The 13,504-nt window shown below is 35.9% G+C and carries 15 protein-coding genes; 4 read left to right on the plus strand and 11 right to left on the minus strand.

All coding sequences use genetic code 11. The annotated features are described in order from the left end of the window. Window positions 1-106: 106 nt before the first annotated feature. From AC1Q51_RS10970 to AC1Q51_RS11005, 8 genes are all read right to left on the minus strand, one after another. The gene (locus tag AC1Q51_RS10970; protein WP_000380176.1) at window positions 107-1,330 is read right to left on the minus strand and encodes a cation:proton antiporter; all 1,224 of its coding nucleotides are present in this window, start codon (window positions 1,328-1,330) and stop codon (window positions 107-109) included. 3 nt (window positions 1,331-1,333) lie between these two features. Continuing rightward, a complete protein-coding gene (locus tag AC1Q51_RS10975; RefSeq protein WP_001026053.1) occupies window positions 1,334-1,831 on the minus strand; it encodes a cation:proton antiporter regulatory subunit in 498 nt (165 codons plus the stop codon). 33 nt (window positions 1,832-1,864) lie between these two features. Further along, a complete protein-coding gene (locus AC1Q51_RS10980; protein WP_000454206.1) occupies window positions 1,865-2,431 on the minus strand; it encodes a tyrosine-type recombinase/integrase in 567 nt (188 codons plus the stop codon). Between the two features lie 349 nt (window positions 2,432-2,780). Then, the gene (locus tag AC1Q51_RS10985; protein ID WP_199717021.1) at window positions 2,781-4,640 is read right to left on the minus strand and encodes an FtsX-like permease family protein; all 1,860 of its coding nucleotides are present in this window, start codon (window positions 4,638-4,640) and stop codon (window positions 2,781-2,783) included. Window positions 4,641-4,656: 16 nt separating this feature from the next. Then, window positions 4,657-5,418: an ABC transporter ATP-binding protein gene (locus AC1Q51_RS10990; protein WP_000165836.1), complete on the minus strand. Its 762-nt coding sequence runs from the start codon at window positions 5,416-5,418 to the stop codon at window positions 4,657-4,659. Between the two features lie 266 nt (window positions 5,419-5,684). Next, window positions 5,685-6,707: a DUF418 domain-containing protein gene (locus AC1Q51_RS10995; protein ID WP_000527713.1), complete on the minus strand. Its 1,023-nt coding sequence runs from the start codon at window positions 6,705-6,707 to the stop codon at window positions 5,685-5,687. Between the two features lie 136 nt (window positions 6,708-6,843). Beyond that, complete coding sequence (locus tag AC1Q51_RS11000; RefSeq protein WP_001129340.1) at window positions 6,844-6,993, minus strand: hypothetical protein; 150 nt, start codon at window positions 6,991-6,993, stop codon at window positions 6,844-6,846. A 15-nt stretch (window positions 6,994-7,008) separates the two neighbouring features. After that, a complete protein-coding gene (locus AC1Q51_RS11005) occupies window positions 7,009-7,272 on the minus strand; it encodes a YtzC family protein (protein WP_000840869.1) in 264 nt (87 codons plus the stop codon). A gap of 111 nt (window positions 7,273-7,383) precedes the next feature. Here AC1Q51_RS11005 and mnmL point away from each other — a divergent pair, with 111 nt between their 5' ends. The 4 genes from mnmL to AC1Q51_RS11025 all read left to right on the plus strand — a co-directional run bounded on the left by mnmL (window position 7,384) and on the right by AC1Q51_RS11025 (window position 11,218). Continuing rightward, on the plus strand, window positions 7,384-8,343 hold the full coding sequence (mnmL, locus tag AC1Q51_RS11010; protein ID WP_000868033.1) for a tRNA modification radical SAM protein MnmL/YtqA: 960 nt from the start codon (window positions 7,384-7,386) through the stop codon (window positions 8,341-8,343). Next, window positions 8,340-8,912: a tRNA 5-(aminomethyl)-2-thiouridylate-methyltransferase MnmM gene (gene mnmM, locus AC1Q51_RS11015; RefSeq protein ID WP_090976844.1), complete on the plus strand. Its 573-nt coding sequence runs from the start codon at window positions 8,340-8,342 to the stop codon at window positions 8,910-8,912. Before mnmL ends, mnmM begins: the two co-directional genes overlap by 4 nt. A gap of 210 nt (window positions 8,913-9,122) precedes the next feature. Further along, window positions 9,123-9,797 (plus strand): aspartate/glutamate racemase family protein, encoded by a 675-nt coding sequence (locus AC1Q51_RS11020; RefSeq protein ID WP_090976843.1) that lies wholly within the window; start codon window positions 9,123-9,125, stop codon window positions 9,795-9,797. 119 nt (window positions 9,798-9,916) lie between these two features. Continuing rightward, on the plus strand, window positions 9,917-11,218 hold the full coding sequence (locus AC1Q51_RS11025) for a PepSY-associated TM helix domain-containing protein (protein WP_492331498.1): 1,302 nt from the start codon (window positions 9,917-9,919) through the stop codon (window positions 11,216-11,218). Between the two features lie 36 nt (window positions 11,219-11,254). Here AC1Q51_RS11025 and AC1Q51_RS11030 read toward each other — a convergent pair whose 3' ends face one another. Genes AC1Q51_RS11030 through AC1Q51_RS11040 form a run of 3 tightly spaced genes read right to left on the minus strand, consistent with a single transcriptional unit; the run spans window position 11,255 to window position 13,439 of the window. After that, window positions 11,255-11,488, minus strand: a complete 234-nt coding sequence (locus AC1Q51_RS11030; RefSeq protein WP_492331499.1) for a hypothetical protein — start codon at window positions 11,486-11,488, stop codon at window positions 11,255-11,257. 42 nt (window positions 11,489-11,530) lie between these two features. Continuing rightward, on the minus strand, window positions 11,531-12,595 hold the full coding sequence (locus tag AC1Q51_RS11035; RefSeq protein WP_001102475.1) for a tetraprenyl-beta-curcumene synthase family protein: 1,065 nt from the start codon (window positions 12,593-12,595) through the stop codon (window positions 11,531-11,533). 40 nt (window positions 12,596-12,635) lie between these two features. Then, on the minus strand, window positions 12,636-13,439 hold the full coding sequence (locus AC1Q51_RS11040; RefSeq protein ID WP_025118653.1) for an alpha/beta hydrolase: 804 nt from the start codon (window positions 13,437-13,439) through the stop codon (window positions 12,636-12,638). Between the last annotated feature and the right edge of the window lie 65 nt (window positions 13,440-13,504).

The following is a 13,504-nucleotide window of genomic DNA, read 5'->3' on the forward strand; positions in this document are numbered from 1 at the left end:
CAGCGATTTTTCAATTATATCGACTTACCGACAAAAAACGACGACAGTAACAATATATAAAAGGGTAGACTGCATGAAATTTTCATGCAGTCTACCCTTATTTGTACTATCCAACTTCTTTTTCTCGCTTCGCACTTTCTTTAGCGCTCCATTTAAATATTTTATCTAGTAAGGAATATATTCTCCCAGATTCTTTCGTTAACAAAGGTCCTAACGATGCTAATATTAAAACATACAAAGCTGAGAATGGTTTAATCGTTGCCATTAAGCCGCCCGCAATTCCAATATTCGCGACGATAATGGAAAATTCTCCGCGTGATACAAGTGTTAAACCGATATTCGTAGAAGCCTTATGCGATAACCCAGCTTTACGCCCCGCAACCATTCCAGCAGTAAAATTACCGATAAGAGTAATGAAAACTGCTCCTAATGCCAACCACACTGCTCCGCCAAGTGAAAATGGGTCTATACTTAAACCGAAGCTGAAAAAGAATATAGCTCCAAAGAAATCACGAAACGGAACGACAAGCTGTTCAATTCGATCACTATGCTCTGTTTCAGAAAAAACGAGTCCTAGTAATAATGCTCCAATTGCCTCTGCAACATGAATCGTTTCTGAAAATCCTGCTACAAAGAATAAAATAGCGAATATTACGATAATAAAAATTTCATTGGACGAAATATCTAACATTTTATTTAAGAATCGTGTAGCTTTTCTAGCAACTACAAAGAATAGTAGCATATACCCTACTGCGATTAAAATAGATGTAAGAGCACCTACAAATGACGTTGCCCCTCCGAGTACTAATCCTGAAACGACTGATAAATATACCGCTAAAAAGATATCATCAAACATAATGATTCCTAAAATTAGCTCCGTCTCTTTATTACCAGATCTTCTTAAATCAACAATTACTTTCGCAACAATTGCACTCGATGAAATTGTTATGATCCCAGCAATAATTAATGTTTCTAATAAGGGGAAACCCATTATATATCCGTAAAGTAAACCTAATATAAAATTAAGCGATATATGAACAGTTCCCCCAAAAGCAATTGATTTTCCTGATTTAATTAATTTTTTAATTGAGAATTCTAAGCCTAAATAGAATAAGAGGAATATAACGCCAACACGGCCGAGGAAGGAAATAACTTCTCCACTTTCAATAAATCTTAAATCGATAAGCCCTAAATCTGGGGCATGTGGTCCCACTAGCATACCGAGTATAATGAGAAACGGAATAATCGAGAACTTTAACTTTGCAGCGAGAATAGCTGCAAAAGCGACTAATACTAACGCAGTTCCAACTTCAAAGATTAAAGTATCCATCGATTATGAATCCCCTCCTACTGAAAGCAACTCATTAATAATTCTTTTTACTTCATGTCTTTCGCCTGATAATACGAGCATATCGCCAGCTTCAATGATAGAATCTGGGCCTGGATTAAAGAACTTCTTCATATTCTTTTTCAAAATGGCAATAATCGTTACGTTATATGTGTTTCGAACATGTAAACTACCAATTGTTTTTTGTACAACTGGTGCATTATTTTCCACCTTAAACCACTCAATTGATAATCCCTCAAAAGCCATTTCAATCGTATCTAAAGCTTGTGGCCTATATACCATTCCGCCCAATATAGCTGCAATTTGTCTCGCTTCAGAATCACGAAGAGAGACACTTGAAATACTCTCTTCATGATCAGCATCAAAATGGTACATTTCTCTTCGGCCATCATCATGAATAACGATAACCATCTTTTCATTACCTTTTGTAATCACTTCAAACTTACATCCAATACCCGGCAGTTCACTCTCTCTAATATTCATATTTTCCGCCTCCTAATTTTTTAGTTACGGCTTTTATAAATCGACATCAATCTCCGTTTTAAAGGTCTCATCCTTTGAGATACCTAAATACTTTAGTGTCTCTGATGGAGTCGCGTGATGAAAATGTTTTTGCAATAGCGCAATCGCTATCCCTCTTTTGTACGCATGAAATCCGAACGTTTTTCGCATTGAATTCGTTCCGATTTTACCAACAACTCCAACTGCTTCTGCAGCATTATGAATTACACGATACGCTTGTTGGCGCGTAATTGAATTTGGCGTTTTATTAGATTGAAATACGTAATTTTCTCTTTTAACGCCAATAGATTGTACGTAATCTAAAAGCGCTTCTTTTACTTTTGTATTTAAATAAATATCTTGTTTAAATTTTTCATCTTTCACAGGAAGAGCATAAAACTCTTTAACAGTCCCGTCTTCATTTAATACATCTTCAAATTTCATGCTAAGTAGTTCTGTAATTTTTAATCCTGTGTTAATTCCAATAACAAATAAAAGATAATCTCGCTGGGAGTGCTCTTTTAAATATTTTTTCATAGCCTCAATTTGGCTTATATCTTTTAATGCCTCTACAACTTCCATACATGTATTCTCCTCATCTTATGAACGGTAATTTTCTCATTATGTTGTCCATTTTACCTTATCATGCTATGAGATTTCCATGTGTTATCCATTATTTTCACAATATACTTTTGTGACCCAAGCAATTTTCAATTTGGAAATTTACGATTGTACAAATACGTTGTGGTTAGAAAAGAAATGGGGGTAAAAGTTCAGCTTTTTTCTACAGATTGGATTCCTCCTTTCCTTACCCAGCTGCTCCTACTTTTATATTACGTTACTTATTTACATTATATTATATATTTCAGTAACATTAAAGTGGTTTTTCTGAAAATAATAAAAACCGAGCGTTTTTGCTCGGTTTTTATTATTAATCTTCTTTCGGAAGAACAATTCCTTTATACAATTGAACTGTAATGAAGTAATACATCGCATAAATAACTACGAAAATTACGATTGGTACCCAAATACGGAAGTACGGATCGATTAAAATAAATCCGAAAATATTCATACCAACTAATACGTGAGCGATACCCACAATTGCTGGGAATAAGAATACTAAGAATAACTCTTTATAAATCGATTTCGTTAATAACTCACGGCGCACACCGATTTTACGAAGCATTTGATAACGCGTAATATCTTTTGATGCACCAGAAAGAATTTTAAACATAAGACAGCTTGCCATCATTGCTAAGAACGCAATTCCAAGGAAGAATCCCATAAATACTGTTCCACTCGCAATGCCATAGAACCCACTATAAGCTTGATATTTACTATCCATTTGTTCAGCTTTTACATTTTTATATTTATCTAGCTGCAACTCGTCAAGTTTTTTCCATTCTTTTTTATATGTTAAAAAATCATCTGTTTTTCCGATAAATGCTATACCTTCTTTACCATTCATCCCATCATACATTTTTTGATCTACAATTTTAATTGCATGATCATTGTATAAATAATATGGATGGATTGTACTAAAAGCATCTATCCATTCCACTGAAAGTTCTTTAGCGTTCGCATCTTTTTCATTCATTTCTCTAGAAACTGCGCCTACTGGTAATTCCTGTGAAGCCTTCTTAGTATTTACTAAATCCTTCATCGACTTCATCTTTGCCATATCTTTTACTAAAGGACGATTTTTCTCTAAATCTTCTTTTAAATAGTAAACGTATTTATCATCAACTTTATAACGATATTCGCTTTTCTCTTTAAATGTAATACCATCTAAAATTTTCTTTTCTTCAGCTGTTGGATTATGAACTACTGAATCATATATTACTAAACCATCTACCATTTTGATAACGTTATTTTTAAATGCCATGCCACCTGAAATTGCACCAGCTCCAAGTGCAACTAACATTGCCACTGTTGCAAGTACTTTCGTTAAACTATTAATTCGGAAGTTTAATTGTGCAAATGTAAAAGCATTAAGTCCTTTTTCACTACGCTTTTTATTACTTTTTAACTTTTTAATAATGACTGGAAGAAGTGAGCCAAATAGCATGTAAGTACCAGCTGTCGTTGTAATTAATGCAATAAGGATTCCCATCTCTTTTAGTTTTTCCATATAGATCATAGATGCATAACCTATACCTAATAAAATAACAGCAAGGAATGCCACTACAACTGTCTTTTTACCTTTTACTGCAACACGCTCTGTTTGTGCATCTGCATGTACTAGTTGCAATACAGAAATACGTGACAATTTAATACTGTTCATAATTGCTGATAATACAAATAGTGCAAAGAAGAAGATGCAAGTAACAGTCATAGATGGTAGATAAAATGCTTTATACCCTTCACCAGCAAATTCAAGCTGTTTCATTAATAACTGTCCAATACCTTCTGCAAGTCCTACTCCAACTGCAATCCCGATTGCAAGAGACGCAGCACCTAATACGATTGTTTCAATAAACATAAGTAATGTAACTTTATGTTTTTTCGCACCTAACATCATATACATACCGAACTCTTTTTGACGAAGAGATAATAAGAAAGAGTTTGCATATAAAATGTAGAAGAACGTTATAATTGCTAATAAAAATGATCCTGCTTGGAATACGAATCCAATAGATTTAATCACTGAATTAGATTCTAAAAATGCTTTATTCAGTGCTAACGTTTGGAACATGTAAAAAATTGAAATCGACATGACAAGACCAACAAGTAAGACGATATAATCTTTCAGCTTACTTTTCAGCCCCGACATGGAAAGTTTAAATAACATACTGGAACCTCCTTTCTTACGCCTTTTGTGTACCTAAATCTGCAAGTACATCTAAAATTTCTTTGTAGAACTCTTCACGCATACCACCGCGATGAATTTCTTTATATAGCTCACCATCTTGAATGAATAAAATACGCTGACAGTAACTTGCACTATATGGATCATGCGTAACCATCATAATCGATACGCCTTGATCTTTATTTAAGTTTGTCATCGCATCAAGTAAACTCGTTGCATTTTTAGAATCAAGCGCTCCTGTTGGCTCGTCCCCTAAAATAATTGCCGGCTCATGCACAAGTGCACGCGCTGCTGCTGAACGTTGTTTCTGTCCACCAGATACTTCAGATGGATACTTTTGAAGTATTTCTGTAATCCCTAACATATCCGCTACTTTTTCTACTTTCGGTCCAATATTACGTGACGCGACACCTTGAAGAGATAATGGAAGTGCGATGTTTTCATAAATAGATAAGTTCTCTAATAAGTTAAAGTCTTGGAAAATGAATCCTAATTTTTGTGAACGGAAATCAGAAAGTTCACCTTGCTTCATTTTCGTAATATCCGTACCCGCAATTTCAACAACGCCGCCCGTTGCTTTATCAAGTGTTGAAATTACGTTTAATAATGTCGTTTTACCAGAACCAGATGGTCCCATAATCCCAACAAACTCACCCTCTTGAATTGAGAATGAAACACCTTTTAACGCATGTGATTGGTTCTCACCTTTTTTACCGTACACTTTTTGGACGTTTTTCACGTCTACAACTGGTTTCGTCATATATATCCTCCTACGCTTGTTTTTCCATTACCTATTTTGCGCTTTTTAGAGGCGAACTGCTATTTGTTAACATTACATTTACCTTACACTTTTGTAATATAAAAAAGGTGTGCTTGTAAGTTTGGCTTTTACTACTTTAAATATTAGTGACATATTGAATCGGTAAATGAAATTATATCGGCGATTTTTCAAATATATCGGCGCAACTACAAAAGCTGAAAATAAAAAATGGGCTGCTCCACAAAAGGAACAGCCCACTTCTCTCTTTATTTCTTTAAAGGTGTTACCGTCCAGTACGTAATAACACGCCAAATCCATTCTAATGGACCCATTTTAAAGATTTTCATCCAAATTACGCTACATACAATTTGAATTGCGTAAATTGCAATACATACATATAACGTCTGCATATAAGTTAAATTTCCTGCAAAGTTAAATACACTTCCTGCGATTAAAATCATTGCAGTTTGTCCGATATAATTTGTTAAAGCCATACGACCGTAGTATTTCAATGGTGCTAATAATGTTTGAACTGGTTTTAACTGAAGTAATAAAATTAATGCTCCTACATAGAAAGCTGAAATAATTGGTCCAACTGTAATGCCAATTTTTAAGAATTGACCTGCAGCGTCCACTGTTCCATCCTCATTCATGAGCATCATATTTACAAATGGTTCGGCAGGAACGTGTCCATATTGATACCATAACGCGACAACACTTAAAACAAACATAATTCCTGTAAAAATAGCGACTTGTTTAATTTTTGCTGAAAGATTTTCAAATACTTTATACTGCCCCGCAGCAAGACCTAATAAAATTAACCCTAATGGTAATAATTCCTTAGCTGCCATAATACTAAAAGCTATCGTAAGAATAAGACCAATTACTACATTCACTTCTTTTTTCGCTTTATAAAACGGTAAAACGATTAACCCACAAATTGCGTATAACGCTAGTGCTTCTCCAGGCTGAAACATTTGATGAATTAAACCAAAAATAAATAATGCTACTAAGCGACGTAAAAATAAAACATAGCCATTTTTCCCTTTCGCAATCGCTCTTGAAATAAAGATATAGAATCCCACTCCAAATAAGAATGAGAAGATTGAGAAGAAACGACCTTCTACAAATAAGTATAAAAATCTTTGATAGCTAGCATCCACTGTATTAGGATCTGGAATTTTAATGTTCAGTAATGCGAGAATATTTACTAAAATAATTCCCAGTAGTGCAAAGCCACGAATGTAATCTAACTCATCAATTCGCTTGTTTGTAATATTGTTCCCCATAAAGCAACTCCTTGTATAAAATTTAATCCTTCCTTACTCTACTGGAGAAAGCTGCTCACAACTATCGACAAACCTTACATAAATCTTACATTATTGTCATATAGCAAAATAAAACCAGGTCATATTTCGACCTGGTTTACTCTGATTGTTTTGATTTTTGAGGTTGTCCTTTTTTACTATTACGCTGTTTTACTTGAACAATCGGATCAAGTTCATTCGAAAACTCAGCGTTATGTCCATTTTGTGTTTTTTGCTCTGGGTTATTTTGATCTGAACGTTTCGCCATTACATTCACTCCTTATTAGTGCGGTGTAATAATCATTTGATGTTGCAATTGGCGAATTGCCATACGTGCTCTATTTAATTGCTCACGTTGCTCATCATTCGCATGTTGTTGCATCGTTTGTAAATCGTTATATGCTTGTTCTAATTGCAACTGCGCATCCGAATACTCCATCGTATTATAATGCTCTTGTCTCATACCTTGATCTAATTGTTCTTTCGCATATTCCACCGCTTGTTCCGCTTGTGTAATATACGATTCAAGTGATTGACGCTCTGCCATAATTGTCCCTCCTTGCTTCAATTCCCCTTTAGTGTGTCCCTTCCTTATGAACCTTATGAGTATGTTATAATGGATTTTGTGTTATTTTGACTCGGCTTAGGAGGGAAAGTAATGAAGGTTCAAAACCCTTTTCCATATACAAACGACAATAAACGTTATCATACATGGAATTATCATTTACGAAATGAATTTGGTGAAAAAATCTTTAAAGTTTCATTAGATGCTGGCTTTGATTGCCCGAACCGTGACGGTACAGTTGCTTATGGCGGTTGTACATTTTGCAGTGCTGCTGGATCTGGTGACTTCGCTGGCGATCGCCGCGACGATGTTATAACGCAATATCATGAAATGAAAGAAAAAATGCGCTCAAAGTGGAAAGACGGAAAATGTATCGCTTATTTCCAGGCGTACACAAATACACATGCACCACTTGAAGTGTTAAAAGAAAAATTCGAACCGCTTCTAGCAGAAAAAGACGTTGTCGGTCTTTCTATTGCGACTCGTCCAGATTGTTTACCGGACGATGTTGTTGAATATTTAGCGGACTTAAATAAACGCACTTACCTTTGGGTTGAACTCGGACTACAGACTGTTCATGAACGTACTGCAAATCTTATTAATCGCGCTCACGATTATCCGTCTTATGTGGAAGGTGTAAATAAATTACGTAAGCACGGCATTCGAGTTTGTTCTCATATTATTAACGGCCTTCCACTTGAAGATTACGACATGATGATGGAAACAGCTCGTGAAGTAGCGAAGCTTGACGTACAAGGAATTAAAATCCACTTACTTCACTTATTAAAAGGAACGCCAATGGTGAAGCAATATGAAAAAGGACAACTCGAGTTCCTTTCTCTTGAGGATTACGTAAGCCTCGTTGTTGACCAACTTGAAATTATTCCAGAAGACGTAATTGTGCACCGCATCACAGGTGACGGTCCGCCTGATTTAATGATCGGTCCAATGTGGAGCTTAAATAAATGGGAAGTATTAAATTCCATCGATGCAGAATTTGTACGCCGCGGAAGCTGGCAAGGAAAATATGCAAATGAGGAGAAACAAAAATGAAATTAGAACGTGTATTACCGTTTGCTCGCTCGCTTCTGCAAACGGCAGTAAAAGAAGGCGATTACGCTGTAGATGCAACTTTAGGAAACGGCCATGACACTTGCTTCCTAGCTGAAATCGTTGGAGATAACGGAAAAGTATTTGGATTTGATATTCAAAAAGAGGCGATTGAAAGCTCAACAACTCGTCTAAAAGAAAAAAAACTTTTCGAACGTACTGTTTTAGTTCACGATAGTCACGATACACTTCTATCCGTATTACCGGAAGACGCACAAGGAAAAATAACAGGTGCAATTTTCAACTTAGGTTACCTTCCTGGCGGAGACAAACATATCGTCACAAAACCGAACTCAACAATCTCGGCGATCGAGCAATTATTAGAAGTAATGGCGCCTGAAGGTATCATCGTCCTTGTCATTTACCACGGACATCCAGAAGGACAAGTAGAACGCGACGCTGTACTTAAATTTGCCGAAGAATTAGACCAAAAACAAGCACACGTACTGCAATACGGCTTCATTAACCAACAAAACAACCCGCCATTTATTGTGGCGATTGAGAAACGATAATATATCAACGATTTTTCAATTATATCTATCGTAACTCGGGATATATCAACGATTTTTTCGATATATCTATCATAACTTACAATATATCAACGATTTCTCGGATATATCGATTGTTCGACAAAACATAACAAAAAAAGACGTGCATTCACTGCACGTCTTTTTTTATTCTCCTATATAATGGATATATACATTCTTAAAGGAGACGAAACAATGATCGGAATACTAGCAGGAATGGGTCCAAAATCAACTGGACCATTCGTCGATACAGTTGTAGCAAGGTGCCAAACAATATACGGAGCAAAGTATGATATGGACTTTCCTCATATGATGATTTACTCGTGCCCAACACCGTTTTACATGGATCGCCCTATTGATCACGAAGCGATGAAAAAAGCAATTATTGACGGAGCACAAAAACTTGAAAGTACTGGCGCAAGCTTTATTGCTATGCCGTGTAATACGGCGCATCTTTATTTTGAAGAATTACAGCGTTCGCTTTCTATCCCGATTTTAAATATAGTCGATGAAACGTTACAAGCAATTCCTGAAAATACAAAAAGAGTCGCTCTTCTCGCAACAGAAGCAACTGTTCAAGCTAGGATTTACCAAGATGGGATTGCAAAGCGTAATATAGAATACATTCATCATGAAAAATGGCAGGAAAGCATTAATCAAATTATTACTTACATTAAATCTGGAGAGATTGAAGAAGCTCGCGAATTGTGGAATGCGCTCGTTTTACAACTGAGAGATGAAGTAGATACTGCAATTATCGCGTGTACCGATTTGAATGTGGTGGCGAATGAGGATTTTGTTGATTCCTCTCAATATCTTGCTGAAGCGGTTGTTGAAATGTATTTATCAAATAAGAAGAAACATTTATAAACGTTGAAAACCCTAAAAACTTTTAACTTTCTTCACAATTCTTTCAAAGTAATCACACTTAATCTCGCTATATTAAATAAGTAGTTATTCATATAGGGAAGGTTAGGGGAACTGAAAGTATGAAACAAAATCGTTCGCTTCATTACATTTTTTGGCGTTGGCATTTTTATGCTGGACTTTTTATTACGCCGCTTCTTATTACTTTGTCACTGAGCGGAATTGGGTATTTATTTCGGGAGGAAGTTGAAGATTTCATCTATAAAGATTTATATTTTGGAAAGAGCGCTCAAACAGAATCTATTTCGATGGCTGATTCTATTTCCTTAACAGAGAAAAAATATCCACATTATAGCGTGGCGAAAATTAGTGAGTTTAATGGGGATTATAATACGAGACTTACAATTGCAAATGAGTATACTGGGCAACAAAAATATGTGTATTTAGACAGTAATAATCAAATTGTTGGGGATCAAAACGCAAGTGAAACGTTTGCCAATATAATGAGGGAATTGCATAGTTCTCTTTTAGTTGGTGGCACTGTCGTCAACTATACTGTAGAACTTGCAGCATGCTGGACAATCTTTTTAATCGTAACCGGATTGTACATGAGTATACGCCAATTCAAAAACACACCCTCATCCAATAAGCGAGAAAAAGCAAAAAGACGTCATTCTATTATCGGTATTATATTTACAATTCCTCTCTTTCTGCTAATCGCATCTGGATTGCCATGGTCAGGATTTATGGGGAACCAAATTTATAAAATTGCATCTTCTAATGAATCACTCGGATATCCAAAATTGTACATGGCACCGCCTGAATCAAAGGTAAAAGAATTGCCGTGGGCAACAAGAAAAGAAGCTCCTCCTGAATCGAATTCAAATGAACCGAAAGCAATTTCTGTCGATGAATTACAAAAAGGAATTGAAATAAAGAAGCCATATGTTATTTCACTACCAGCTGATCCGAAAGGTGTATTCACTGTTTCAAAATCGAGCGGTTCTGGTATTACAGGGATGCATGTTGCACCAAGTGAAGAGATAACAGCTTACTTTGATCAATATAGCGGGGAACTCATTTCAAAAACGGACTACCGTGATTATGGAGTACTTGCACAATGGTTCACTTACGGTATCCCGCTTCATGAAGGACATTTATTCGGATGGCCAAATAAAATATTATGCTTACTAACGACATTATCTCTATTACTTCTTATTTATTACGGAGTAAAAATGTGGTTAGCAAGAAAGCCAAAAGGAAAATTAGCAGCACCTCCAAAGCAAAGAGATAAGAAAAGTATATTCGTTTTCTTTATCATGATGGTAATACTAGGCGCTGTCATGCCTTTATTTGGACTATCTGTTTTAGTTATTTTTGCAATTGAACTTCTCATATATGTATTTTTAAAAATACGATCATAATGAAAAAGCATTTGTACCATCGTGTACAAATGCTTTTTATTTACTGTTCTCTTTTTTTCTACCACTTATTAAAAAAACAATATCTACTATAATAATCAATGCAATGATAATTTGAGTTACATAATCCATCGTTGTAGGACCGCCGGTTTTATTCATCATCATATACATTCCAGTTACAAATGAAATGGAAAGTAGCACAAGTAATGTTACTTCAATATTGTCATATAGCTTTTGAAACAATGGCTTCATTTCCACCACCACCTTTACCATATTATAACAAAGAAAACCACTCTACATGAGTGGTTTTCTTCATCACTGCGCCATTTTCTTTCGGTACATCTTCCCGTTCCAATAGAAGAATCTTGAAGTGAGGCCTCCGTACTTTACAATGCGCCGTGCCATTTTGTGCATATTCTTTTGTGCTGATACTTTTTGATCTGATAAATAAATACCAAGTAATCCTCGGCTTATAAGACGATGAAACTTCGCATGAGGCAAATCACCAATGCTCTTCTCTGCTTCTTCTACAAAGTGTTTCATACGATCTAATATAGCTTGCTCGTTTTCATAATAACTACAGAAATTCAAATCTCCGCCTATGCGGTCTTCTTCTTGATCGATGAAATAATCAAGTAAGATATGAAGTCCTTGTACGTAAGGAAAGTATCCTTGTCTAATTTTCGCAATATCTTCATCATGTAATTCATCATGAAATGCATATGCTACAAGGCAGAAAATTCCAAGCGTAGAACCGGCACATGCTGAAAATTCAAACCAGCTCATCTCAGGTAAGTTTTCTTTATGTGCTTCAAACCATGTTTTCAGGCGCGGTTCTCTCTCTTCTAACTTCACGTGTTTATGAATTTGTAAATCACAATAATAACAAGCAAGTTCATGAAGAACAGGAGCAATTTTGTCATAGTGCTTCGTTTTCTTTAAAACATCTTGGCACGTTTCAACAAGTTCATCTAAATAACCACCATCATCTTGATCATCACGGTAACGATAATAATTACCGCCACCTTCCACTTCAGGTGATAGTGCCATTAACATTGATTCATGTAGCGCGGCAAAATCATTCGGATCAAGTGATGTACTGCGATCACATAAATTATCTAGATAGTCACTGATTGTTTGATACGCTACGATAAAACGAATACATTCCTCTCGGTGTTCATTTGCTAGCAGCGATAAAATGCCACCACCCTCACAATGAAACGTTTTATGCTCAATACTTGCGATTGCCTGACTATGAAGCTCATCATTCGGAATATGGTAGGCACGCTCTTTCCACATCGCTAGCTCATGGTGTACAACCGGAAACACATCACGGTATACTTTCGCCATGAGCGTTATGGGATTACTCGGTACGTTCACTTCTTCCTTCATCTCCTCTATTAAATGTACAAATAATGATTTATTTGTTTGTTTTTACTATATTATTGACATGTATTTCAGTAAATGACTGAATATAATTCAAAATTTCATCACGCTCATACTCATTTAATAACTCGTGATAACAATTCGGCCATTCTTTATATGCCTTATCACCTATTTTAACATTATCAAACCACATGCGGACACGTGTTTTATCTACAAGTTTATCCTCACATGCTTGCATTAGCAAGAGCGGAACGTCTGGAAAATCGTCTATTTTTTTATGAGCAATTTCGATAGACTTAATCAATTCACTATACCAACGTACTGATACTTTGCGCAAGAACAATGAATCATTCTCCATTGCATCTCTCACTTCATGATTCCTTGTTGACATTTCCACCGTAAGATTCGTTGCAAATTGCAATTTTGGAGCCACAACATTTAATATTTTTGAAGCAAATTGAAGCGGAGCAGAGGGTCCAGTCACTACCCCTAAACAAGGCGAACTCAAAATAATACCCTCTACATCTTCTCTCTTCGTTTCTTGCATCATACGAATGACAATAAGACCACCCATACTATGACCGAATAGAAAAATAGGTAATCTATACTTTCTTGCTTCTTTCACCCATAATTTAACTTCTTCTATGTATTCATCAAATGAATCAATATGTCCTCTATTTCTTGAAGTTGTTCCATGTGACGGAAGGTCCCCCATCACGACGTGGTAGCCGATATGATTCCACATTTCCGCAACGGCTTCGTAACGTCCGTGATATTCCATTGCGCCGTGCACAATAACAATGACAGCTTTTGCTTCCTCTGCTTCATAATTCCACATACGGACCTCCTCCATTTCACTCTTTCTCATAATTTGATACACTAAAACTAGTCTCTAGGAAAGGA

It is taken from the genome of Bacillus sp. MT94 (assembly GCF_058792475.1).